This is a genomic window from Streptomyces sp. A3M-1-3 (genome assembly GCF_024213665.1).
Classification (GTDB): Bacteria; Actinomycetota; Actinomycetes; order Streptomycetales; family Streptomycetaceae; genus Streptomyces.
On record NZ_JANAVP010000005.1, the window covers coordinates 254119 to 278378 of the forward strand.

Genomic DNA, 24260 nt, shown 5'->3' on the forward strand with positions numbered 1-24260 from the left:
GCCTGCTACTCGTGCCGGTTCAACCGGCACCGGTAGCAGAGGCGGCGAGGTCGCATCACGCGACGGCGGTCCCCTCAAGCTCGACCATCTGTCCGGGGATCGCCAGCCGCGTCACCCCGAGCATCGTGGTGGTCGGCGCCACCCCGGCGGCGCCCAACCGCGCCGCCAGCACGCCGTAGTGCTGGAAAAGCAGATCGACGTCGGTCGTGTAGACGTTGAGCCGGACGAGGTTCGCGAGAGACATGCCGGCCTCGCCGAGCACGGCCTCCAGGTTGTCGATACTCAGCGCCAACTGCGCCGCCATGTCACCGTCATGCTGGGGCTTGCCGTCGCCGCTCATCGCGGTCTGCCCCGAGATGTACAGGGTCCGGGTGTGCCCGGAGACGACCTCACCCTGGTTAAATCCCATCTCCACCGACCACGTCACCGGGTTGACCGCCGTTCGTTCCATTGCCACGTCAGCTCCATTCGATTCATTGGGAGTACGTACGTCCATCGGCTCGGTAGCCGCCGGCTTCGACGTCGTGTTAACGAGCCTCGCAACAAATCACGACATCCTTAGTCATGTATTCCGATAAAGTTCTCGTATGCGCGCCGACCGGTTGGTCTCGCTGGTGCTGCTGCTGCGTCAGCGCGGTCGGCTGACTGCGGACACGCTGGCCCGCGAGCTGGAGGTATCCACCCGCACCGTGCTGCGCGACATCGAGGCGCTGTCCGCGGCCGGCGTCCCGGTCTACGCCGAACGCGGCCGGCACGGCGGTTTCGCGTTGTCGCCCGGTTTCCGGACCGAGCTCACCGGTCTGAACCACGACGAGGCCCTTGCCTTGCTGACCGCCGGATCGGGGCGCGGCGAGCGGGTATTGGGCCTCGGCTCGGCGCTCGCTTCGGCCATGCGGAAGGTGGTCGACGCGCTGCCCGAAAGCCACCGGGCCACCGCGAGCGACGCGGCCCAGCGATTTCTCGTCGACCCGGAGACCGACCTGCTCTCACGTCGGCTGGTCACTGAGGAGGTACCCGACACAACAATGATCGAGGTCCGGCGCGCGGTGCTCGCCGGACGCAAGCTGCGCATCCACTACGCGGCCACAGGCCAGACACCACAGTGGCGCACGGTGGACCCGATCGGCCTGGTCACCGTACGCGACCGGGGCTACTTGCTGGCCACGAGATCTGGCGTGGACCGCACCTACCGGCTGTCGCGGGTGTTGGCCGCCGAGGAACTCCCCGAAACTGCACAGCGACCAAACCGGGTCGATCTGGACCGGATCTGGCGGGAACGCTCCGCGCAGTTTCTCTCCGGCGGCGACCACATCACCGTGCGGGTACGGGTGAACCCGGCGCGGCGGGAGGACCTGCTGGATACCGCGCTGGCCGTCCGCGCAGAAGAACCCGACGCAGACGGCTGGCTGCGGCTGGAGGTGACCTTCCAAGATTCACGACACGCCGAATGGGCGCTGTGGCAGCTCAGCCCGGACGCGGAAGCCCTGGCCCCGCAGTCGTTGCGCACCTCCCTACGCAACCGCGCCGCCGCGATTGCCACCCGCTACGGAGACTCATCCTGAGAGTGAGAAGCCATCTCATTTGGCTAACTGATCGTTTCGGAATGAGTTGTGTAGTTCGCGTTTCGGATGTCCCCTGGCAAAGCGCTGACCTTTGGTTCGTCGCCTCGTCTCAGCCCGGATCCACCGGCCGACTTCGTGAGTGATCGTTTTCGATGATCGGGGCGATGCGTCTGGCAGCGGGCATGGGGTGGCCGCTGGTCTGCCCAGCTCTTCCACATGTTCACAGCTCTCGGGCCCTGGCAGGCCGGTCGGATTCGGGCAGGTCAGGCCGGTTGGGGCGGGGTGTGCACGGTGGTGAACAGGGCCTCGAAGGCGTCGTGCCAGGGCCGGCGTTCGGGCAGGTGCAGGGTGAGCCGCCGGGCCGAACGGGCCAGCCGGGCAAGCGCGTTGATCAGGTGATCGCGGATGGTCGCGCCCGTCGCGCGGGCGTGGAAGGTGCCGGCGAGCGTCCCGCAGGCGCGGGTCAGGTTGAAGGCGAGGGCGGCCATCGCGAGCCAGGCCGCGTTCGCCTGGAAGCTGCCCGAGGGGGCGTGCGCGAACGGTCCGTTCTTCAGCTCGCAGATCACTTGTTCCACGATCGCGTGCCGCCGGTGGTCACGCTCGGCGTCGATGAGCGGCAGCGCCGAGTCGGTGAACGCGGCGTGGTAGCGCCAGGTGGTGAACAGCTCGCCCTGGCCCTCGGGTACCGCCGCCGGGTTGAGCCGTTTCACACGACGCACGACGAGACGGGCGGTGACCTGCTGCTTCTTCGGTTTCGAGGTGAAAGCGGTGTATTCGATCTCAGCGATCTCGGCATCCGATATCCAGCGTTCCTCCTCGCTGTCCCACACCGCCTTGGGGTACTTGATCGGCGTCCAGGCCGTCTCGTCGATGGCGGCGATGGCCTGCTTGACGGAGGCGTTCATCCGCACCGTGACCGAGAAGCGGGCGCCCAGCGCCCGGCAGGCGGCGATCACCTCGGCGGCGCAGTAGGCCGAGTCCGCCGGCACGATCAGCATCCCCGAAGCGCCGGATGCGCGGGCGGTGCGGATCGCCTCGGCGGCGAACGACCCGGCTCCGCGGACCGAGTTCACGCTGCCCTTGCGCAGCCGCGTTGCGGCGATCACCGGGGCGGCCAGCGGCGTGGACAGGGTCGCGATAAGCGCGTTCAGGCCCTTGACCTTGTTGTATCCGTAGCCCACGCCCTGCTTGGCGTAGCCGTGGACCGGTTTGATGGTGTCGTCCAGGTCCAGGTAGGCAACCGTTCCCGCACCAGGCAGCAGCGGGGTGTGAGCGGCCAGCCGGGGCAGGAACCGGCGGGCGACGGCGGCCAGCTGCTTCACGTGCCCGTGGGTGAAGGAACGCAGGAAGCTGCCCAGCGTCGAGGGCGCCCGCACCCCGGCGAACAGGCGGCTCATCGCACCGTGCCGCAGCCGGTCCATGTCGTCGATGCTGTCCGCGCCCGCCGCCATACCGGCGATCAGCGCCATCGACTTGGCGGCCGGGAAGGAACCGGTGCCGTTCTTCGAGGCCGGCAGCCTTACCAGCTCGCCGATCAGGCCCGGCAGCCCACACCGCTCGCCCAGGCGCACCAGCGGCGCGAGCCCGCCGTACGCGACCAGATTCGGATCCCCGAACCGTGCGGAGACCTTCGCCGCGGCATGGGAAGATTGCATCTCGGAAGTGCCCTCGTGGTCGTGCATGCTGGAAGCCTAGAGAACTCCCATCATCGCAGGTCACAGGGCACTTCCTCGTTCCCGGCAACGTCACCGCCGGAAAACAACCGGTGGATCTGTAGGGTCTCGCCGCTCGTGACATGTCGATCTTGCGTGACCTGGGCGTTCTTGGCTGTCTCACGGCCTTGTCACCCATGATCAGTCTCAAATCCGTGGCATTTCCTCGCGAGGGCGAGGTCGAGATCAGGCGGCTTGCCCGAGTCGGCCGAGTACACCACGCTGAGCCCCGAGCACGAGGACTACCGGCGAGCCCAGATCGCGCACCGATGAGTTTCCCGCGCCGCGCTGGTCTATACGCCGGACACCCACGGACGGAAGGCTGCGCCATGCGGAAACTGATCTACGGCATGAACCTGACCCTGGACGGCTACATCGCCGCGGCCGGCGACGACATCGGCTGGAGCGGACCGCCGAGCGACGAGCTGTTCCAGTGGTGGCTCGACCACGAGCAGGCGAGTGGCCTGTCGCTGTATGGGCGCAAGCTGTGGGAGACGATGAGCTCCTACTGGCCAACCGGCGACCAGCAGCCCAACGCCACCCCGGCGGAGATCGAGTTCGCGCGGAACTGGCGGGACACGCCGAAGGTGGTGTTCTCCTCGACGATCGACAAGGTCGACTGGAACACCCGCCTGGTCACCGGCGACGCGATCGCCGAGATCACCCGGCTCAAGGCCGGGGACGGCGGCCCAATGAACATCGGCGGCGCAACGCTCGCCGGGGCGGCCATGCGCGCCGGGCTGATCGACGAGTACGCGATCGCCGCCTATCCGGTCCTGGTGGGCAGCGGCACGCCGTTCTTCACCGCGCTGGACAGCTGGGTGAACCTGAACCTGGTGGAGACGCGGACGTTTCCCGGCGGCGTGGTCCTGACCAGGTACGAGACGAGGCGCTGAGCAGCAGCACCCACGCGCTAGTCTCACGGTGATGTCGTATACGACATCGGTACGACACGGCCCGTGAGATTACGACATCAGCCGCGAGACCCTACAGGATCCGGGCTCAGGTCTGAGCCATGTCCACAAAACGCGAATAGTGGCCCTGGAACGCCACGGTGATCGTCGCCGTCGGACCATTACGGTGTTTCGCCACGATCAGATCCGCCTCACCCGCGCGCGGCGACTCCTTCTCGTACGCATCCTCACGGTGCAACAGGATCACCATGTCGGCGTCCTGCTCGATCGAACCCGACTCACGCAGGTCCGACACCATCGGCTTCTTGTCCGTACGCTGCTCCGGCCCACGGTTCAGCTGCGACAGCGCGATCACCGGAACCTCGAGTTCCTTCGCGAGCAGCTTCAGGTTTCGCGACATGTCCGAGACCTCCTGCTGCCGGCTCTCAGGGCGCCTCGCACCACCCGACTGCATCAGCTGCAGATAGTCGATCACCACCAACTGCAGATCACTGCGCTGCTTCAGCCGACGGCACTTCGCCCTGATCTCCATCATCGACAGGTTCGGCGAATCATCGATATAGAGCGGCGCCGCCGACACATCCGGCATCCGCCGCGCCAGTCGCGTCCAGTCCTCGTCCGTCATCGAACCCGACCGCATGTGGTGCAGCGCCACCCGCGCCTCAGCCGACAAGAGCCGCATCGCGATCTCATTACGCCCCATCTCAAGCGAGAAGATCACGCTCGGCAGATTGGCCTTGATCGAACAGGCGCGCGCGAAGTCCAGGGCCAGCGTCGACTTACCCATCGCCGGACGCGCCGCAATGACGATCATCTGGCCCGGATGCAGACCGTTCGTCAGCGAATCCAGATCCGTGAAACCCGTCGGCACACCCGACATCTGACCGCTGCGTGAACCGATCGCCTCGATCTCGTCGAGAGCGCCCTCCATGATGTCGCCCAGCGGCAGGTAGTCCTCGGACGTCCGCTGCTCGGTCACCGCATAGATCTCGGCCTGCGCGGAGTTGACGATCTCGTCGACGTCCCCGTCCGCCGCGTATCCCATCTGCGTGATCTTCGTACCGGCCTCGACCAGCCGCCGCAGCACCGCCCGCTCATGGACGATCTCCGCGTAGTACTCCGCATTCGCCGCGGTCGGCACCGACTGCACCAACGTGTGCAGATACGAAGCGCCGCCGACTCTCGTGATCTCGCCGCGCTTGGTGAGCTCCGCGCCCACTGTGATCGGGTCGGCCGGCTCGCCCTTCGCGTACAGGTCGAGAATCGCCTGGAAAACCGTCTCATGGGCGGGCCGGTAGAAGTCATTGCCCTTGAGGACCTCGACAACATCCGCGATGGCGTCCTTCGACAGCAGCATGCCGCCCAGGACGGACTGCTCCGCATCCAGATCCTGCGGCGGTACGCGCTCGAACGCGGCCCCGCCGCCCTCCCACGCCCCACCGTCCCGGCCCCGCTCGTGCTGGTCCTCGCGGCGCGTGCCTTCACCGCGGCGCGGGCGGGAGACGGGCAGACGATCGCCCGGACCAGCGTCGGTCCAGGGGTCGTCCATGGGCTCGGGAATGCTCACCGGGCCACCTCCTCCCGTCCGCCGCGCGGACCTCGCCGTGCCACTCTTTCCTACGGCACAGCTCTGACATTTGAGGCGCCCGATTCCGCTTCCGGCGCGTCGAGTGCGGCAGGTAACGGGAGCCAAAACAGGAGGCAGGCGCCGGACAACGGTAGGCCCGCAGGCACCGTCAGCCAATCTGGTTATCCACAGGCCATGTGGACGAGACTGCATTGCTTGTGGGTAACTCCACGGAACCTGTGCACGGACCGGGGGACAGCACTGTGGACAAACTCATACCGCCTCCACCCGCACCCGTCTGACCTGGGGTTTCGCCGTCCACTGACTGTGGGGGAGAAAAACTTTTGCGCCCGGGCCAAGATCGCCGCAAACGGCGCAGGAGAGAGCCCCCGGTCAGCGCCAAGGTAAGGATCAATAGTGGATTGCATCTCTTACCTGTGGAAGATTAGATTGCACCCATGACACAGGCCCCCGCGACACCGAAGGCTGTCCGCCGACGCCACGACCGCGAGATCATCGCTCTCGCCGTTCCTGCCTTCGGCGCGCTCGTCGCCGAGCCGCTGTTCGTGATGGTCGACAGTGCCGTCGTGGGTCATCTGGGGACTCCTCAACTCGCCGGTCTCGGCATCGCGGCGGCGCTGCTGATGACCGCTGTCAGTGTCTTCGTGTTCCTCGCCTACGCGACCACGGCTGCCGTGGCCAGGCGGGTGGGTGCGGGTGACCTCCAGGCCGCCATCCGGCAGGGGATGGACGGTGTTTGGCTTGCGCTGCTGCTCGGTGCGGTGGTGGTGGCGGTGGTGCTGCCGACGGCACCTTGGCTGATCGGGTTGCTCGGAGCCTCCGATACAGCGGCTCCGTATGCGGTCACGTATCTGCGGATCTCCGCGCTGGGGATTCCGGCGATGCTGGTCGTGCTGGCTGCCACGGGTGTGCTTCGTGGTCTGCAGGACACGAGGACTCCTCTGTATGTGGCTGTGGGCGGGTTCGCCGCCAACGCAGCGCTGAATGTGGGTCTTGTGTACGGCGCGGGTCTCGGGATCGCCGGTTCCGCCTGGGGCACGGTGATGGCTCAGTGCGCGATGGCCGCGGTGTATCTGGTGGTGGTGGTGCGGGGTGCGCGTGTGCACGGTGCTTCGCTGCGGCCCGATGCAGCGGGTATCAGGGCCTGTGCTCAGGCCGGGGCGCCGTTGTTGGTGCGTACGTTGTCGCTGCGGGCCGTGTTGATGATTGCGACGGCGGTGGCCGCCCGGCTGGGTGATGCCGAGGTTGCCGCGCATCAGGTGATTCTGGCGCTGTGGAGTCTGCTGGCTTTCGCGCTGGACGCGATCGCGATTGCGGGGCAGGCGATCATCGGCCGTTATCTGGGGGCGGGTGACGCTGCGGGTGCGCGGGAGGCGTGCCGTCGCATGGTGCAGTGGGGTGTGGCGGCGGGTGTGGTGCTGGGTGTGCTGGTGGTGGTGTCGCGGCCGCTGTTCATTCCCTTGTTCACGGGTGATCCGGCGGTGCGGGACGTGCTGTTGCCGGCGTTGCTGGTGGTGGCTGTTTCCCAGCCGGTGTCGGGGATTGTGTTTGTGCTGGACGGGGTGTTGATGGGTGCGGGGGACGGTCCGTATCTGGCGTGGGCGATGTTGGTGACGTTGGTTGTGTTCGCGCCGGTGGCGCTGTTGGTTCCGGTGCTGGGGGGCGGGCTGACGGCGTTGTGGTGGGCGATGACGTTGATGATGGTGGTTCGTATGGTGACGCTTCAGGTGCGTGTGCGGTCGGGTCGTTGGGTGGTGACGGGTGCGACGCACTGAGTGTGGATTGCGGGTGCGTTTCACGTGAAACATCCGGTTCGGGTTGTTTCACGTGAGACGGCGAAGGGCCGCACCCCTTGGGGGTGCGGCCCTTCCTGCGCTCTGTTTGGGAGTGCAGCGCTTACGCGGCGACGACCTCGATGCCAAGCTTCGCGGCAACCTCGGCGTGCAGGCGCACGGAGATCTGGTGCGAGCCCAGGGTCTTGATCGGGGCGCCCAGTTCGATGCGGCGCTTGTCGACCTCGGGGCCACCGGCGGCCTTGATCGCCGAGGCGACGTCGGCCGGGGTGACGGAACCGAAGAGGCGGCCGGCGTCACCCGAGCGGGTGGCCAGGCGGACCTTCACGCCTTCGAGCTTGGCCTTGATCTCGTTGGCCTGCTCGATGGTCGCGATCTCGTGGATCTTGCGGGCACGCCGGATCTGCTCGACGTCCTTCTCGCCACCCTTGGTCCAGCGGATCGCGAAACCGCGCGGGACCAGGTAGTTGCGAGCGTAGCCGTCCTTGACGTCTACGACGTCGCCGGCGGTGCCGAGGCCGGACACCTCGTGGGTGAGGATGATCTTCATGTTTCGGTCACCCTTCCCTTATCGCGCGGTGGACGTGTAGGGCAGCAGCGCCATCTCACGGCTGTTCTTGACAGCCGTGGCGACGTCACGCTGGTGCTGCGTGCAGTTGCCGGTGACGCGGCGGGCACGGATCTTGCCGCGGTCGGAAATGAACTTCCGCAGCATGTTCGTGTCCTTGTAGTCCACGTACTGGGTCTTGTCCTTGCAGAATGCGCAGACCTTCTTCTTAGGCTTGCGCACAGGCGGCTTCGCCATGGTGTTTCTCCTGTGTGATCAAGAAGTGGGGTACGGGCTGCCCTAGAAGGGCGGCTCGTCCGAGTAGCCGCCGCCGGAGCCGCCGGAGCCGCCGGAGCTTCCGCCCCAGCTGCCCCCGCCCTGCTGCTGGCCGCCGCCGGCCGGGGCGCTGGTGGCCCAGGGGTCGTCGGCGGGTGCACCGCCGCCGCTCTGCTGGCCGCCGCTGGGGGCTCCGCCCCAGTTGCCGCCGCCTTGTTGGCCGCCACCACCGCCGCCGTATCCGCCCTGGCCGCCTCGACCGGTGGTCTTGGTCACCTTGGCCGTGGCGTTCTTGAGGCTGGGGCCGACTTCCTCGACGTCCAGCTCGTAGACCGTGCGCTTGACGCCGTCACGGTCCTCGTAGGACCGCTGCTTCAGCCGGCCCTGCACGACGACGCGCATGCCTCGCTGGAGCGACTCCGCGACGTTCTCCGCCGCCTGACGCCAGACCGAGCAGGTCAGGAACAGGCCTTCGCCGTCCTTCCACTCATTGGTCTGCTTGTCGAAGATGCGGGGAGTGGACGCGACACGGAACTTCGCGACTGCCGCACCGGACGGGGTGAAGCGCAGCTCGGGGTCGTCGACGAGATTGCCGACGACCGTGATGACGGTCTCGCCTGCCATGGGTGAACCTCTCGGCGGGGATTGCTGCTGGCTGCTTGTGCTGCTACTCGAACCCGATTACCTCTGAGCTGTGGGGCTCAGTGGGTCTCGGGACGGAGGACCTTGGTCCGGAGGACCGACTCGTTCAGGTTCATCTGGCGGTCGAGCTCCTTGACGACCGCAGGCTCGGCCTGCAGGTCGATGACCGAGTAGATGCCCTCGGGCTTCTTCTTGATCTCGTAAGCGAGACGACGACGGCCCCAGGTGTCGACCTTCTCAACCTTTCCGTTGCCCTCACGGACTACGGAGAGGAAGTTCTCGATCAGCGGGGAGACAGCGCGCTCCTCGAGATCGGGGTCGAGGATGACCATCACCTCGTAGTGACGCATGTGGAACCCACCTCCTTTGGACTCAGCGGCCACGGTCGTTCCGTGGCAGGAGGGTCGTGATGCGTAAGCAACGGTATCCGCCGCCACTGACAATCCCGGGGGGACTGGGTGTGACCTGGGCAGACACCGGTGCAGACCGTACAGACTACCTGCTCACCGCCTTCCGGTTGAAATCCGGCGGCCAGGGGACACAATCTGTACACAGCGGGTGTGCGCGGTGCTATGTCCTCCGTCTCGTGCGGAGGCCCCGGTGCACCGCCCCGTTTCCGGCCAGGAGGTGCCTCATGGCACAGGCAATGCGACGAAACTCCTCCGTTTCTCTGCTCGCGACCGACGGCAAACCTCATCCGCTCCAGGACACCCTGGTGGCGGTGACGGTGGTGCTGGGTGCGGTGGCTTTCGTCACTGCGATGTTCCACAACCTCCATCTGCTGAGTTCGTGGGCGGGGCTGATCGGGATCCTCACGGGTGCGTACGGGCAGTTCATCTCGGTGACGACGCGTGAGCGCTTCGCGCTGATAGTGGGCCTTGGGGCGTCCGCGGTGGGCTTCTTCCTCGGTATGGCTCACGGTGGCCTTTTCGGCGGGGTGCTCGGGTAGCGGGTTCCGGGCGGCGGTTCGGGGGCCGGCGGTCGGTGGGCCGTCCCCCAGTGGGGTTGCGCCCTTGTCGCAGTAGGCTTCGCGCCATACCCAGCGAAGTCCGCCGGAGGAGCGCCCCGCATGAGCCTGTCCTTGAGGACCATCAGCCGAGAGCAGCATCTGGCTTTTATCCAGAGCCTGTCCTCGGCTAGCCACTGTCAGGTCCCGGCATGGGCCGACGTGAAGAACGAATGGCGCTCGGAGAACCTTGGCTGGTTCGACAAGTCCGGTGAACTGGTCGGTGTGGCCCTGGTGTTGTACCGCCAGCTGCCCAAGGTGAAGCGCTATTTGGCGTACTTGCCGGAGGGGCCGGTCATCAACTGGTACGCGCCGAATCTTGACGAGTGGCTGCAGCCGATGCTGGCGCATTTGAAGCAGCAGGGTGCGTTCACGGTGAAGATGGGTCCGCCGGTGGTGATCCGGCGCTGGAACGCGGCGGCGATCAAGTCGGGGATCCAGGATCCGGATGTGAAGCGTCTGCGGGATGTCGAGGCCTCGCACATTGAGCCGCGGGCGTTCGAGGTTTCGGACAAGCTGCGCAGGATGGGCTGGCAGCAGGGCGAGGACGGCGGGGCCGGGTTCGGTGATGTGCAGCCGCGGTACGTCTTCCAGGTGCCGCTGGCGAACCGTTCGCTGGATGACGTCCTGAAGGGCTTCAACCAGCTGTGGCGGCGCAACATCAAGAAGGCGGAGAAGGCCGGCGTCGAGGTCGTCCAGGGCGGTTACGACGATCTGCCGGTGTGGCAGCAGTTGTACGAGGTCACGGCGGAGCGCGACCGGTTCCGGCCGCGGCCGCTGAGCTACTTCCAGCGCCAGTGGACGGCCCTGAACTCCGAGGATCCGAACCGGATGCGCCTGTACATCGCGAAGCATGACGGCGAGCCGCTGGCGGCTGCGACGATGCTGACGGTAGGCCACCATGTCTGGTACTCGTACGGGGCGTCGGCGAACCACAAGCGCGAGGTGCGGCCGTCGAACGCGATGCAGTGGCGGATGCTGCGTGATGCGTACGCGTTGGGCGCGAGCGTGTATGACCTGCGCGGCATCAGTGACTCGCTCGACGAGACCGATCACCTGTTCGGCCTGATCCAGTTCAAGGTCGGCACGGGTGGTGAGGCGGTGGAGTACGTAGGTGAGTGGGACTTCCCGCTGAACAAGCTGCTTCACAAGGCGCTCGACATCTACATGTCCCGCCGCTGATCCGGTTGACTCCCCGTAGCTACCGTTCATACCTCTGATACACCGCAGCCACGAGAAAGGTTCCGGACCGGCCATGGCGCTCACGCTCTACGTCGACACCGCGCGCTGGCGGGCGCACCAGAAGCATGTGATCGAACAGTTCCCGGGGATAGTGCCGGTCTGCAAGGGCAACGGCTACGGCTTCGGTCATGAGCGGCTGGCGGAGGAGGCGACGCGGTTCGGCTCCGACGTTCTGGCGGTGGGGACGACGTACGAGGCCGCCCGTATCAAGGACTGGTTCAGCGGTGATCTGCTGGTTCTGACGCCGTTCCGGCGGGGTGAGGAGCCGGTGCCGTTGCCGGACCGGGTGATCCGTTCGGTTTCGTCGGTGGACGGTGTTCACGGCCTGGTGGGCGCACGTGTCGTCATCGAGTGCATGAGTTCGATGAAGCGGCACGGTATCGCCGAGCATGAGCTGGGGCAGTTGCACGCCGCGATCGAGGATGTACGGCTGGAGGGTTTCGCCCTGCATCTGCCGCTGGACCGTACGGACGGCTCCGACGCGGTGGAGGAGGTCATCGGGTGGATGGACCGGCTGCGTGCGGCCCGGCTGCCGTTGCACACGATGTTCGTGAGTCATCTGCGGGCGCAGGAGCTGGGGCGGCTGCAGCAGCAGTTCCCGCAGACGCGGTTCCGGGCTCGGATCGGTACGCGGCTGTGGCTGGGTGACCATGATGCGACGGAGTACCGGGGCGCGGTGCTTGATGTGACGCGGGTCTCCAAGGGGGACCGTTTCGGCTACCGGCAGCAGAAGGTGGCTTCGGACGGCTGGCTGGTCGTGGTGGCGGGCGGTACGTCGCACGGGGTGGGCCTGGAGGCTCCGAAGGCGCTGCACGGGGTCATGCCGCGTGCCAAGGGTGTGGCGCGTGCGGGTCTGGCGACGGTGAACCGGAATCTGTCGCCGTTCGTGTGGGCGGGCAAGCAGCGCTGGTTCGCGGAGCCGCCGCACATGCAGGTGTCGATTCTGTTCGTGCCGGCGGATGCGCCGGAGCCGAAGGTGGGCGAGGAGCTGGTGGCTCATCTGCGGCATACGACGACGCAGTTCGACCGGGTGGTCGACCGCTGATCGTCATGCGGGCGTGAAGAGGGGCCCGGGCCGCACCGTTCTGGTGCGGCCCGGGCCCCGTTCGCTATTCGCGTACGGTCGTGCCCCATTCGACCCGGGGATGGGCCTGGAGGTGGGCGGCGTGCCGTGCTGGGCGGGCGGCCTCGCCGAGGACGAAGACGTCGGGTGCGCCGTCGAGGACGCCGCCGGAGGGGTCGTCGGAGCCGTCGGTGCGTACGACGTCCCGTTCCGGCATGAGTACGTCCCGTACGACGACGGCGCACAGGTACAGGGTTCCCAGCAGGTGGACGGCGATGGCGAGTTGGTAGCCCTCGGTGGGGAGGCCCTGGTGTTTGTCTCCGCTGCCGGTGTACGCCAGGTACATCCAGATGCCGAGGAAGTACATGACTTCGCAGGCCTGCCAGATCAGGAAGTCCCGCCAGCGTGGCCGGGCGAGGGCTGCGAGGGGGATGAGCCACAGCACGTACTGCGGTGAGTAGACCTTGTTGGTGAGGATGAAGACGGCGACGACCAGGAAGGCCAGCTGTGCGAAGCGGGGCCGGCGCGGTGCGGTGAGGGCGAGTGCGCCGATGCCTGCGCACAGGATGAGGGTGAGGAGGGTGGCGTAGGTGTTGGCGTTGTCGAGGGGGTTGCCGGTGCGCTGGGAGATGATCAGCCAGAGGGAGCCGAAGTCGACGGGGCGTTCCTGGCTGAAGGTGTAGAACTTCTTCCAGCCCTCGGGGGCGAAGTACATGACGGGCAGGTTGACGGCCAGCCAGGCGCCGGTGGCGCCGAGTGCGGCGGCTGCGAGTTCGCGCCACTTCCCGGCGCGCCAGCACAGGACGAACAGCGGCCCGAGGAGCAGTGCGGGGTAGAGCTTGGCCGCGGTCGCGAGGCCGATGAGGATGCCGAACGCGAGGGGCCTGGCGCGCGACCACATGAGCATCGCCGCCGCGGTCAGGGAGACCGCGAGGAGGTCCCAGTTGATGGTGGCGGTGAGGGCGAAGGCCGGGGCGAGGGCGACGAGCAGTGCGTCCCAGGGGCGTCGGCGGTGGGTGCGGGCCACGCAGACGGCGATGACGGCGGCGCAGACCATCAGCATGCCCGCGTTGACCATCCAGTAGACCTGTTCGCGGTGTTCCATGGAGCCGCCCTGCGGGGTGAGCCAGGAGGCCGCCTCCATGAACAGGCCGGTCAGTACGGGGTATTCGAGGTACTGCATGTCGCCGGGCAGCCGGTCGAAGTAGGGCAGGAGGTTGTCGGCGAATCCGCGCCCGACGTAGAGGTGTGGGATGTCGGAGTAGCAGGCATGGGTGTACTGGGACGTTGCCCCTTTGAACCAGGCCCAGTCGTAGCAGGGCGCTTTCTGTGCCATGCCGAGGGCGAACATGCCGAGGGCGACCAGGACGATGACGCGGACGGGGGTCAGCGGGCCTCTGCCGAGCGCCGCGTAGCGGCCGGTCGGTCCGCCGATCAGCTCGCTGCCGGCCGCGGCCACGTCGTCCTGCTGTGTGGGCAGTACGGGTCGGTCCTCGTGCACGCTCGTCATGGGCTCATCCTGCCGTACGGGCCTGGGCATGGCGCGAGGGCCGTCGCGGCTGCCGCGACGGCCCTCGTGCCGTGTTCCGTTGTTGCCGGTGGCTAGCCGCCCGGTCCGCCGAAGAAGCCGCCGGTGCTGCTGTTGCCGTTTCCGTTGCCGCCGTTTCCGTTGCCGTTGCCTCCGGTGGGCGTGGAGGGTGAGGGCGATGCTCCGCCGGTGGTCCCGGTTGTGGTTCCCGCGTCGGTGCCGGTGGTGGTGCCGGCGTCGGTGCCGCCGGTTTCCTCACAGTCCCAGTCGAAGGGGCCGCAGGACTCGGTCGGCCCGGGGCTGTTCGACGGAGACGGCGGAGGCACCGACTCGGACGGCTTGTCGTCCGGCTCCTCGGAGGGGGTGCCGGACGGCGTCGGAGTGGGGGTCGGGGCGCCGTCCGCGTCGGCCTTCGACCCGATGTCCTCGGCCTCGGGGAAGTCCTTGACGGGCTGGCCCTTCAGCGCTTCCTTCATGTAGTTGGTCCACACCTCGGCGGGGATGTCACCACCGTGGATGGACGGTACGCCGCCTGTGCCGTTCATGGAGAGGAGCTTCTTGTCCTCCGGGTCCGTGCGGAACAGGGTGACGGCGGTCGAGAGCTGCGGGGTGTAGCCGACGAACCAGGCCGACTTGTTCTTGTCGGTGGTGCCGGTCTTGCCGGCCGCCGGGCGCCCCAGCTCCTTGGCCTTCTTTCCGGTGCCGTTCTGGACGACGTTCTCGAGGACCTTGGTGATGTTGTCGGCGACGGTGTTGTCCATCGCCGACTCCTCCTCGGGTGCCTTGAATCCGTCCAGCTCCTTGCCGTCCTTGACGACCTTGGTGACGGAGTACGGCTCGTAGTGGGTGCCGGAGTTGGCGAAGGTCGCGTACGAGTCGGCCATACGGATGGCGCTGGGGGTGGAGGTACCGAGAGAGAAGGAGGCGTTGTCGTTGGGGTCCATCGACTCCTCGCGGATGCCGGTGGCCTTCGCGACGCTGCGTACCTTGTCCAGGCCGACGTCCATGCCGAGCTGGGCGAAGGGGGTGTTGATGGACTTCTCCATCGCCTCGGTGAGGGTGACGTACCCGTAGGGCGTCGGGCTTTCGTTCTTCTGCCTGAACGGCTGGCCCTTGTTGTTCATGAGGGGCTGGCCGTTGCGGGTGATGACGGCGAGGTCATTGCCGTTGTACTTGCTGTCCGGTGAAAGCCCGTCGCCGCCGGAGTTCGGGGTGCCGTACTCCATCGCTGCGGCGAGTACGTACGGCTTCCAGGTGGAGCCTACGGGGACGCCGGAGGTGTCGGCGTTGTTGGTGAAGTGGTTCTGGTCCCAGCCCTTGCCGCCGTAGAGCGCGACGATCTTGCCAGTCTCGGGGTCGACGGAGGCGGCGCCGAACTGGACGTGCTTGTCCTTGTCGGGGCGCTTCTTCTCGTCGAGGAATTCCTTGCGGGTCTTCTCGACCGATGCGCTGAGCGCGTTGACCCTCTTCTGGTTGAAGGTGGTGTAGATCCGGTAGCCGCCGCGGTCGAGTTCCTCGGGCGTCTTGCCCGTCTTGTTCATGACGTACTTCTTGGCGGTCTCGACGAGATAGCCCGTCTGGCCGGCCAGTGACCTGGCCTGCGCGGAGTCGACGAGCTTCGGGAAGACCGTGTGCTTGGCCCGTTCCGCCCGATCCATACGTCCGACCTCGACCTCACGGTCGAGGACCCATGCCCAGCGTAGTTTGGCGCGCTTCGTGTTCTCCTCGGCAGTGGCGCCGGGGCCGATGCCGCCGTCCGGGTTGTAGAGGTTGGGGCCCTTGAGCAAGGCGGCGAGGAACGCGCTCTGGGACGGGTTGAGGTCTTCGCTGTCCGTCTTGAAGTACGCCTGGGCCGCTGCCTGGATTCCGTAGGCGTCGCGGCCGTAGTAGGCGGTGTTCAGATAGCCGGCGAGGATGACGTCCTTCTCCTCGGTGGCACCGAGCTTTATCGAGATGAAGAGCTCGGTGATCTTGCGCTTCATCGTCTGGTCCTGCTCGAGGTACGTGTTCTTCACGTACTGCTGGGTGATCGTCGATCCGCCCTGTGTGGAGCCGCCCATGGCCATGTTGAAGACGGCCCGGCCGATGCCCATGGGGTCGACGCCCTTGTCCGTTTCGAAGGAGGCGTTCTCCGCGGCGATCACCGCGTCCTGCATCGTCTGCGGGATCTTGTGAATGGGCACGATCTGGCGATTTTGGTCGCCGCCTGTCGCGGCCATCTGGGTGTCGTCGTCCCAGTAGAAGACGTTGTTCTGCGCCTGGGCGGCCTTCTGTGGGTCCGGCTTCCCGACCATCGCCAGTGCGATGCCGGTACCCGCCATCAGGAGCGCGAAGAAACCAAGGCATGTGCCGCCGACCAGCCGCCACGACGGGACCCAGCGGCCCCACCCGTACTTGTCAGAGCGCGGGTAGTCGATGAATCGCTTCTTCGGGCGGGGGTTGCCGCGGCCGTGGCCGCTTTCCTGGCCGCCACCGCCGCGGCGGCCTCCGCCGCCATGGCCGCCGTGACCGCCACCGCCTTCGGGGGCGCGTCTGCGGCCGCCGGTGCTTCGCTGGGCAGCGCGCCGGGCCTCGGCGCGGCCGCCGTAGGGGCGCTCCGGCTCGTAAGAGCCAGAGGGCGATCCGGCGGGGACGTCCCGGCCGGTCGCCCCGCGGCGGCCAGAAGGCGGCTGCTGCGCGGCTTGCCTGGCCGCGGCACGTCCGCCGCCCTGCGGCTGCGGCGGTTTGCGACGGTGCTCGCTCATCGAACGACTACTCCTCGGGCAGGCGCGATCGCCTGGAAGCGGCAGTTGAATTCCGGTCCCCCCGAAGTGCGGACCAGTCCTGGAACGGGCTCGTCCGCACTGCCCCCAGGGCGGGGACGCCCCCCGGCGTCACATGGTTCCCGGTGGTCTGCATGCCGCACAGACTACGCACGGTCAAAACCCATCCAGTGCCGAAGTTCACCCCAAATCAGGCAACTTGCCTGCCACGAATTGATGATGTGATGCCGGTCACGGTGGTCTCTCTTGTCGCAGGAGGCCACCCGTTCTATCGTCTGGATGTATCGAGTCGATACATCAGCTCGGCATACGGGGCCAGGACGACGGAGGAGGCGAAGAGTGAGCAGACGCTCCGGCATCCTCGAATTCGCCGTACTCGGTCTGCTGCGTGAGTCCCCGATGCACGGCTATGAGCTGCGTAAACGGCTGAACACCTCGCTGGGAGTGTTCCGCGCGTTCAGTTACGGGACGCTCTACCCCTGCCTCAAGACGCTGGTCGCCAACGGCTGGTTGATCGAGGAACCGGGCAGTGCGCCGGAGGATGCGCTCGCCGCATCCCTTGCAGGGCGGCGCGCCAAGATCGTCTATCGGCTGACGGCCGAAGGCAAAGAGCACTTCGAGGAGCTGCTCTCGCACACCGGCCCGGACGCCTGGGAGGACGAGCATTTCGCCGCCCGCTTCGCCTTCTTCGGGCAGACCGAGCGGGAGGTGCGGATGAGGGTGCTCGAGGGCCGCCGGAGCCGGCTCGAGGAGCGTCTTGAGAAGATGCGCGCCTCCCTGGCCCGTACCCGTGAGCGCCTCGACGACTACACGCTTGAGCTGCAGCGGCACGGCATGGAGTCCGTGGAGCGCGAAGTGCGCTGGCTGAACGAGCTCATCGAGAGCGAGCGGGCCGGCCGGGATCAGCGACGACCCGGCAGCGGCGCCGGCTCTGCCCAGCAGGACAACACATCAGGAGAGACGGGCGGTCTGCCCCGGCACGGGGGTGCGGTGGCCTCCGGGGGGACACTCCCCGGATCCCCAACCCCGCCGGATCCGTCCGACGACACCGCCAAGTGAGGCTCTGCACCCGCAGGGCTTCGTCGAGTACACACAGGGAGCAACCGCCAATGGGTTCGGTTCGCGTAGCCATCGTCGGCGTGGGCAACTGCGCCGCCTCGCTGGTGCAGGGCGTCGAGTACTACAAGGACGCCGACCCGGCGGCCAAGGTGCCGGGGCTCATGCACGTCCAGTTCGGCGACTACCACGTGCGGGACGTCGAGTTCGTGGCCGCCTTCGACGTCGATGCGAAGAAGGTCGGCCTCGACCTCTCGGACGCCATCGGGGCCAGCGAGAACAACACCATCAAGATCTGCGACGTGCCCAGCAACGGCGTCACCGTCCAGCGTGGCCACACGCTCGACGGCCTGGGCAAGTACTACCGCCAGACCATCGAGGAGTCCGCGGAGGCGCCGGTCGACGTCGTCCAGGTCCTCAAGGACCGCGACGTCGACGTTCTGGTCTGCTACCTGCCCGTCGGTTCCGAGGACGCGGCGAAGTTCTACGCACAGTGCGCCATCGACGCCAAGGTCGCATTCGTCAACGCTCTTCCGGTCTTCATCGCCGGCACGAAGGAGTGGGCGGACAAGTTCACCGAGGCCGGCGTGCCGATCGTCGGTGACGACATCAAGTCCCAGGTGGGCGCCACCATCACGCACCGTGTGATGGCGAAGCTCTTCGAGGACCGCGGTGTGCTCCTCGAGCGCACCATGCAGCTGAACGTCGGCGGCAACATGGACTTCAAGAACATGCTCGAGCGCGACCGCCTCGAGTCCAAGAAGATCTCGAAGACCCAGGCCGTCACCTCGCAGATCCCCGACCGCGACATGGGCGAGAACAACGTCCACATCGGCCCGTCGGACTACGTGGCGTGGCTGGACGACCGCAAGTGGGCGTACGTGCGTCTTGAGGGCCGCGCGTTCGGTGATGTCCCGCTGAACCTGGAGTACAAGCTCGAGGTCTGGGACTCCCCGAACTCCGCGGGTGTCATCATCGACGCGCTGCGCGCCGCGAAGATCGCCAAGGACCGCGGTATCGGCGGCCCGATCCTCTCGGCGTCCTCGTACTTCATGAAGTCCCCGCCGGTCCAGTACTTCGACGACGAGGCGCGTGAGAACGTCGAGAAGTTCATCGCTGGGGAAGTAGAGCGCTAATACACACAGCGCGGCGCGCCGGTACGACAGGGCGCTTCCGCGAGCGTGCCGAGGAGGGTCCCCGGGCAATGTGCCCGGGGACCCTCCTCGTATGTGACCCTTGCGCACATGCCTGTCGTACGTGATCTGCGCGTACTCCTGCGCCTGAGAAATTTCCGCCGCCTGCTCGCGGTACGACTGCTCTCCCAGTCGGCAGACGGCGTGTACCAGGTGGCCCTTGCCACGTACGTCGTGTTCTCCCCGGAGAGGCAGACATCGCCCGCTGCCATCGCCTCGGCCATGGCCGTGCTGCTTCTGCCGTACTCGGTGGTCGGCCCGTTCGCCGGCGTGCTGCTGGACCGCTGGCGGCGCCGGCAGGTCTTTCTCTACGGGAATCTGCTGCGGGCGGCCCTGGCGTGCGTGACGGCGCTGCTGATCCTCGCCTCCGTCTCTGACTGGCTGTTCTATGTCTCGGCGCTGTCCGTCACCGCCGTCAATCGCTTCGTCCTGGCGGGCCTGTCGGCCTCTTTGCCGCGCGTCGTCGATGCCGACCGGCTGGTGATGGCCAATTCGGTCTCCCCGACCGCAGGCACACTTGCGGCGACCGCCGGCGGGGGGCTCGCGTTCGCCGTGCGGCTGCTGGGCGCCGACTCCGACGCGGCCGTCGTCGTGCTGGGCGCGTGCCTCTATCTCTCTGCGGCGCTTGCCTCCCTGCGTATCGCCCCGGGCCTGCTGGGGCCGGATCTCGAACCCGATGCCGTCCGTCCCAGCGTGACCGAAGCCGTGGCCATGACTGCTCGTGGACTGGCCGGAGGACTGCGCCATCTGGCGGAGCGGCGGACGGCGGCCCGGGCGCTGGCCGCCATGACCCTCCTGCGGTTCTGCTACGGGTCGCTGACCGTGATGGTGCTGATGCTGTCCCGCTACGCATGGACGGAGCGGGAGTCGGACGGCCTGGCCCTGCTCGGCTTGGCCCTCGCCCTTTCGGGGGCGGGCTTCTTCGCGGCGGCGGTGGTGACACCGTGGGCGGTGAGCCGGTTGGGCGAGTACGGGTGGATCGCGGCCTGCGCCGCTTCGGCTGCCGTACTGGAACCGGCCCTCGGTCTGCCGTTCACGCCGGTGCCCATAATGATCGCGGCTTTCGTCCTCGGGCTGATCACCCAGGGAGCGAAGATCGCCACGGACACGGTGGTGCAGTCCTCGGTGGACGATGCCTTCCGCGGGCGGGTCTTCTCGATCTACGACATGCTGTTCAACGTGGCATTCGTCGGCGCCGCCGGGGTGGCTGCGCTGATGCTGCCGGCGGATGGCCGGTCGGCTCCCCTGGTCGTATCGGTCGCCGTGCTCTACGCCGTGGTGGCCGCGGCGATGGCGCGCCCAGTGAAGCGATAGGGCGGGACAGCGGAAAGGGGCGATGTTTCACGTGAAACATCGCCCCTCGGTCCGCGCCATGTTTCACGTGAAACATGGCTCAGGCCTGTGCGGCCCACCACTCCTTGAGTGACGTGATCGCCGCGTCTCGTTCCATGGGGCCGTTCTCCAGACGGAGCTCCAGCAGGAACTTGTAAGCCTTGCCGATCACCGGGCCGGGGCCGACTCCGAGGACCTCCATGATCTCGTTGCCGTCGAGGTCCGGGCGGATCGCGTCCAGCTCCTCCTGCTCCTGGAGCTGCGCAATGCGCTCCTCAAGGCCGTCGTAGGCGCGGGACAGGGCGCTCGCCTTGCGCTTATTGCGTGTCGTGCAGTCCGAGCGGGTCAGCTTGTGCAGGCGCTCCAGCAGGGGGCCCGCATCACGTACGTAGCGTCGGACGGCGGAGTCGGTCCACTCCCCGGTCCCGTAGCCGTGGAACCGCAAGTGCAGCTCCACCAGCTTCGCAACGTCCTTCACCATGTCGTTGGAGTACTTGAGTGCGGTCATGCGCTTGTGGGTCATCTTTGCGCCGACCACCTCGTGGTGGTGGAAGGAGACCCGGCCGTCCAACTCGAAACGGCGTGTCCGCGGCTTGCCGATGTCATGCAGCAGTGCGGCCAGCCGGAGCACCAGGTCCGGCCCACCGCCCGGCTCCTCCGTAGGAGCTTCCAGATCTATGGCCTGCTCCAGCACGGTCAGCGAGTGCTCGTAGACGTCCTTGTGCCGGTGATGCTCATCGCTCTCCAGTCGCAGCGCCGGCAGTTCGGGAATCACACGATCGGCGATGCCCGTACCCACGAGCAGCCCCAGCCCCTTGCGGGGGTTGGGGGAGAGCAGCAGCTTGTTGAACTCGTCACGCACGCGCTCGGCGGAGACGATCTCGATGCGCTCGGCCATAGAGGTCATTGCCTCGACGACTTCAGGAGCCACCTCGAAGTCCAGCTGAGCCGCGAAGCGGGCCGCCCGCATCATGCGCAGCGGGTCGTCCGAGAAGGACTCCTCGGGCGTGCCCGGGGTCCGCAGGACGCGTGCCGCGAGGTCGTCGAGCCCGCCGTGCGGGTCGATGAAATCCTTCTCCGGGAGAGCCACGGCCATGGCGTTGACGGTGAAGTCCCGGCGCACCAGATCCTGCTCGATGGAGTCGCCGTAGGAGACCTCCGGCTTCCGCGAGGTCCGGTCGTACGCCTCGGAGCGGTAGGTGGTGACCTCGATCTGGAGGAACCGGTCCGCTCCTGCGTTGCCGGCGGCCTTCTGGCACCCCACCGTGCCGAAGGCGATACCCACGTCCCACACCGAGTCGGCCCACGGCCGGACGATCTTCAGTACGTCCTCGGGACGCGCGTCGGTGGTGAAGTCGAGGTCATTGCCGAGCCGTCCCAGCAACGCGTCCCTGACCGAGCCGCCGACCAGGGCGAGGCTGAAGCCCGCATCCCGGAAGCGTCGGGCGAGATCGTCGGCGACAGGGGAGACCCGCAGCAGTTCACTCACCGCGCGGCGCTGCACCTGGCTCAGGGCACTGGGGTTGTCTTCATTGGCGTTCGGCACAACAGAACAGGGTACGTGGCCCGGCCGACCGGAGCGCCCTCGTTTCTTTCCACCACCGCTTCTTTCCTCCGATCATGTGGAGCAGTCCGCGGCACTCACCCACAGCAGGCCTCGTTACCATGCGTGGACGCACAACCGACGACCACTGACGACAAGAGACGGGCGAGCGCGTGGCCGAGGCGGCAGACTTCCAGGGGACGGGCTCCTCTCCTGCCCGCCGATGGCTGCGGCGCGCAGCCGTATTGCTCGCCGGGACGCCGCTCTTGGCCGGGCTGGTGTACGTTCCCGCAGCCTCGCCCGCACACGCCGCCGATTCCGCGGGTCCGCAGAGTGTCGACGTGTCTCTCGACACACTGACCCCCGCCGCACCGGTGGAGGGCGACTCGCTCACGATCTCCGGCACTGTGGTCAACCGGGGCAAAGAGACCATCACCGACGCCCGCGTGGGGCTTCGGGTGGGACCGCCGATGACCGGCAGGACGGCGGTCGACGCGGCCGCCGAGCGCACCGGTCCTGCTCCCGGCAATCTCTCGGAGATCGACGACGAGTACACCCTGGAGATCGCGAAGCTGCCCTCCAAGATCGGCCACGACTTCACGATCAAGGTCCCGGTCGACAAGCTGGGACTCGACGCGGACGGCATCTACCAGGTCGGCGTCTCCTTGGCGGGCCAGACACCGAGTCGGCCGTACCCCCAGGTTCTGGGTATGGAGCGGACCTTCCTGCCGTGGCAGCCGGAGTCGGCGGAGAAGCGGACCCAGCTCACCTTCGTGTGGCCGCTGATCTCCTCTACGCATCTCACCTCCGAGACGGGCTCCGACGAACAGCAGACCCCGGTCTTCCAGGACGACAGCCTGTCGGCGGAACTCGCCCCGGGCGGCCGGCTTGAACAGCTCGTCTCGCTCGGCAAGGAGCTGCCCGTCACCTGGCTCATCGACCCCGACCTGCTCGCCACCGTCGACGCGATGACCAGGAGCTACCAGGTCAGAGGGCACGACGGCACCACCGTCGCCGGCAAGAGCCAGGACGTCGCCAAGCAGTGGCTCAGCTCACTCGAGGACGCGGTGGAGGACCAGAAGGTCGTGGCGCTTCCGTTCGCCGACCCCGACCTGGCCTCACTGGCGCACCGCGGCAGGAACGTCTCCGGGTCCCTCAGCCATCTGCGGCCCGCAACAGAAGTAGCCAAGCAGGCCGTGGAGACGATCCTCCACGTGACACCTTCCACCGACTTCGCATGGCCGGTGGAAGGTGCCGTCGATCCCTCGGTCGTCAACACCGCCACCTCGGCCGGCGCCCACCATGTGATCGCCCGAAGCGACAGCATGCGGGAGACGGGGAACCTGTCGTACACGCCAACAGCGGCCAGGCCTATCGGGGGCGGCACCACGGCCGTCGTCGCCGACGCCCGGCTCTCCACCGCCTTCCAGCGGGACATGTCCCGGGCGGGGAGTTCCACGCTCGCCGTGCAGGAGTTCCTGGCGCAGAGCCTCGCGCTGAACCTGCAGGGCACGGACGAGGAACGCAGCATCGTCGTCGCTCCGCAACGGATGCCGACCGCCAGCCAGGCGCAGTCCATGGCAGGCGCGCTGCACGGTCTGCAGTCCGGCCGCTGGACGCAGCCGCTCGACCTGGAAGCGGCGGGGAAGGCCAAACCCGACCCCGACGCCACGACGAGCGTTCCCGGCTCGGGTTCGTACCCGGACTCCCTGCGCAAGAAGGAACTCCCGAGGAAGGCCTTCGAGGAGATCCGGACCACCCAGAACACGCTCGACCACTTCAAGGTGATCCTCACCGCGGAGGACCGCGTGGACATCCCCTTCGGCAACGCCATCCGCCGGGGAATGTCCTCTTCTTGGCGCGGCAAGCCGCAGGAGGCCGCCCAGTACCGTGGTGACGTACAGAGCTACCTGATCGGTCTCACCAAGAAGGTCCAGCTGATTCCGAAGTCGGACGCGACCCTCTCGGGCCGCAGTGCGACGATCCCGGTCACCGTGCAGAACAGCCTGGTGCAGGGTGTCGACAACCTGGTGCTCCGACTCACTTCGGACAAGCCGAACCGGCTGAAGTTCGGTGACGGGGCGGAAGCCGAGCAACCGGTCGCTGTCCAGGGAGGCCACAGCCAGTCCGTGAAGTTCACGGCCAACGCCACGGCCAGCGGACCGGTCGAGGTGACCGCCCAGCTCTACACCGAGGACGGTGTCCGCTATGGGGAGGCGAGGAGGTTCACCGTGGAAGCCACCGAGATCACCCCTACGGTGATGCTCGTGATCGCCGGCGGTGTCCTTCTTCTCGTCCTCGCCGGCATCAGGATGTACGCGCACCGCAGGCGTGCGGCGGCGCGCGCGACGGCCGGGGCCACGGCGGACACCGCGGCGGAGACCGCTGGGGAGACGCCCGAAGAGGCGGACGACGCCGAGCAGCAGAGTGACCCGACGCCGGACACCGGACCGGATAGCGGCAACCCGTCGGGCACGGGTGAGAAAGTGGACCGTTGAGCG

The 24260-nt window shown here is 67.3% G+C and carries 20 protein-coding genes; 10 read left to right on the top strand and 10 right to left on the bottom strand.

What is annotated here, in order from left to right; translation table 11 throughout:
* Positions 1-55 precede the first annotated feature (55 nt).
* Positions 56-451: a RidA family protein gene (locus NLX86_RS08210; protein ID WP_175255905.1), complete on the bottom strand. Its 396-nt coding sequence runs from the start codon at positions 449-451 to the stop codon at positions 56-58.
* 136 nt (positions 452-587) lie between these two features.
* Here NLX86_RS08210 and NLX86_RS08215 point away from each other — a divergent pair, with 136 nt between their 5' ends.
* Entirely contained in the window at positions 588-1562 is a 975-nt protein-coding gene (locus NLX86_RS08215) for a YafY family protein (RefSeq protein ID WP_254370914.1), read from the top strand.
* A 263-nt stretch (positions 1563-1825) separates the two neighbouring features.
* Here NLX86_RS08215 and NLX86_RS08220 read toward each other — a convergent pair whose 3' ends face one another.
* Complete coding sequence (locus tag NLX86_RS08220; RefSeq protein ID WP_254370969.1) at positions 1826-3217, bottom strand: IS1380 family transposase; 1392 nt, start codon at positions 3215-3217, stop codon at positions 1826-1828.
* A 386-nt stretch (positions 3218-3603) separates the two neighbouring features.
* Here NLX86_RS08220 and NLX86_RS08225 point away from each other — a divergent pair, with 386 nt between their 5' ends.
* The gene (locus NLX86_RS08225; protein ID WP_254370915.1) at positions 3604-4170 is read left to right on the top strand and encodes a dihydrofolate reductase family protein; all 567 of its coding nucleotides are present in this window, start codon (positions 3604-3606) and stop codon (positions 4168-4170) included.
* 106 nt (positions 4171-4276) lie between these two features.
* Here NLX86_RS08225 and dnaB read toward each other — a convergent pair whose 3' ends face one another.
* Positions 4277-5755, bottom strand: a complete 1479-nt coding sequence (gene dnaB, locus NLX86_RS08230; protein WP_254370916.1) for a replicative DNA helicase — start codon at positions 5753-5755, stop codon at positions 4277-4279.
* Between the two features lie 458 nt (positions 5756-6213).
* On the opposite strand from dnaB, the gene NLX86_RS08235 reads away from it, so the two are divergent.
* Positions 6214-7551 carry an MATE family efflux transporter gene (locus NLX86_RS08235; protein ID WP_254370917.1) on the top strand — a complete coding sequence of 446 codons (1338 nt, stop codon included), beginning with the start codon at positions 6214-6216 and terminating at the stop codon, positions 7549-7551.
* Positions 7552-7672: 121 nt separating this feature from the next.
* Here the strand turns inward: NLX86_RS08235 and rplI are convergent, their stop codons facing one another.
* The 4 genes from rplI to rpsF all read right to left on the bottom strand — a co-directional run bounded on the left by rplI (position 7673) and on the right by rpsF (position 9384).
* The gene (gene rplI, locus NLX86_RS08240; protein WP_254370918.1) at positions 7673-8119 is read right to left on the bottom strand and encodes a 50S ribosomal protein L9; all 447 of its coding nucleotides are present in this window, start codon (positions 8117-8119) and stop codon (positions 7673-7675) included.
* Positions 8120-8137: 18 nt separating this feature from the next.
* Positions 8138-8374 carry a 30S ribosomal protein S18 gene (gene rpsR / locus NLX86_RS08245; RefSeq protein ID WP_003967857.1) on the bottom strand — a complete coding sequence of 79 codons (237 nt, stop codon included), beginning with the start codon at positions 8372-8374 and terminating at the stop codon, positions 8138-8140.
* Positions 8375-8416: 42 nt separating this feature from the next.
* The gene (locus NLX86_RS08250; protein WP_254370919.1) at positions 8417-9016 is read right to left on the bottom strand and encodes a single-stranded DNA-binding protein; all 600 of its coding nucleotides are present in this window, start codon (positions 9014-9016) and stop codon (positions 8417-8419) included.
* A 77-nt stretch (positions 9017-9093) separates the two neighbouring features.
* On the bottom strand, positions 9094-9384 hold the full coding sequence (gene rpsF / locus NLX86_RS08255) for a 30S ribosomal protein S6 (protein WP_004950685.1): 291 nt from the start codon (positions 9382-9384) through the stop codon (positions 9094-9096).
* Positions 9385-9668: 284 nt separating this feature from the next.
* Between rpsF and NLX86_RS08260 the strand changes: the two genes are divergently transcribed.
* The 3 genes from NLX86_RS08260 to NLX86_RS08270 all read left to right on the top strand — a co-directional run bounded on the left by NLX86_RS08260 (position 9669) and on the right by NLX86_RS08270 (position 12327).
* The gene (locus NLX86_RS08260) at positions 9669-9983 is read left to right on the top strand and encodes a hypothetical protein (RefSeq protein ID WP_254370920.1); all 315 of its coding nucleotides are present in this window, start codon (positions 9669-9671) and stop codon (positions 9981-9983) included.
* A 120-nt stretch (positions 9984-10103) separates the two neighbouring features.
* The gene (locus NLX86_RS08265) at positions 10104-11222 is read left to right on the top strand and encodes a peptidoglycan bridge formation glycyltransferase FemA/FemB family protein (protein WP_254370921.1); all 1119 of its coding nucleotides are present in this window, start codon (positions 10104-10106) and stop codon (positions 11220-11222) included.
* Between the two features lie 73 nt (positions 11223-11295).
* Positions 11296-12327, top strand: a complete 1032-nt coding sequence (locus NLX86_RS08270) for an alanine racemase (protein ID WP_254370922.1) — start codon at positions 11296-11298, stop codon at positions 12325-12327.
* Between the two features lie 64 nt (positions 12328-12391).
* Here the strand turns inward: NLX86_RS08270 and NLX86_RS08275 are convergent, their stop codons facing one another.
* A complete protein-coding gene (locus tag NLX86_RS08275; RefSeq protein ID WP_254370923.1) occupies positions 12392-13855 on the bottom strand; it encodes a glycosyltransferase family 87 protein in 1464 nt (487 codons plus the stop codon).
* A 92-nt stretch (positions 13856-13947) separates the two neighbouring features.
* Positions 13948-16617, bottom strand: coding sequence for a transglycosylase domain-containing protein (locus tag NLX86_RS08280; protein WP_254370924.1), 2670 nt, complete (start codon positions 16615-16617; stop codon positions 13948-13950).
* Between the two features lie 357 nt (positions 16618-16974).
* Between NLX86_RS08280 and NLX86_RS08285 the strand changes: the two genes are divergently transcribed.
* The 3 genes from NLX86_RS08285 (at position 16975) to NLX86_RS08295 (ending at position 20198) form a co-directional block, all read left to right on the top strand.
* A complete protein-coding gene (locus NLX86_RS08285) occupies positions 16975-17694 on the top strand; it encodes a PadR family transcriptional regulator (protein WP_254370925.1) in 720 nt (239 codons plus the stop codon).
* 50 nt (positions 17695-17744) lie between these two features.
* Positions 17745-18827 carry an inositol-3-phosphate synthase gene (locus NLX86_RS08290; RefSeq protein WP_254370926.1) on the top strand — a complete coding sequence of 361 codons (1083 nt, stop codon included), beginning with the start codon at positions 17745-17747 and terminating at the stop codon, positions 18825-18827.
* 108 nt (positions 18828-18935) lie between these two features.
* Positions 18936-20198 (top strand): MFS transporter, encoded by a 1263-nt coding sequence (locus NLX86_RS08295; RefSeq protein ID WP_254370927.1) that lies wholly within the window; start codon positions 18936-18938, stop codon positions 20196-20198.
* Between the two features lie 79 nt (positions 20199-20277).
* On the opposite strand, the gene NLX86_RS08300 is transcribed toward NLX86_RS08295, so the two are convergent.
* Entirely contained in the window at positions 20278-21762 is a 1485-nt protein-coding gene (locus NLX86_RS08300) for a CCA tRNA nucleotidyltransferase (RefSeq protein WP_254370928.1), read from the bottom strand.
* A 170-nt stretch (positions 21763-21932) separates the two neighbouring features.
* Here NLX86_RS08300 and NLX86_RS08305 point away from each other — a divergent pair, with 170 nt between their 5' ends.
* A complete protein-coding gene (locus tag NLX86_RS08305) occupies positions 21933-24257 on the top strand; it encodes a DUF6049 family protein (RefSeq protein WP_254370929.1) in 2325 nt (774 codons plus the stop codon).
* Positions 24258-24260 lie beyond the last annotated feature (3 nt).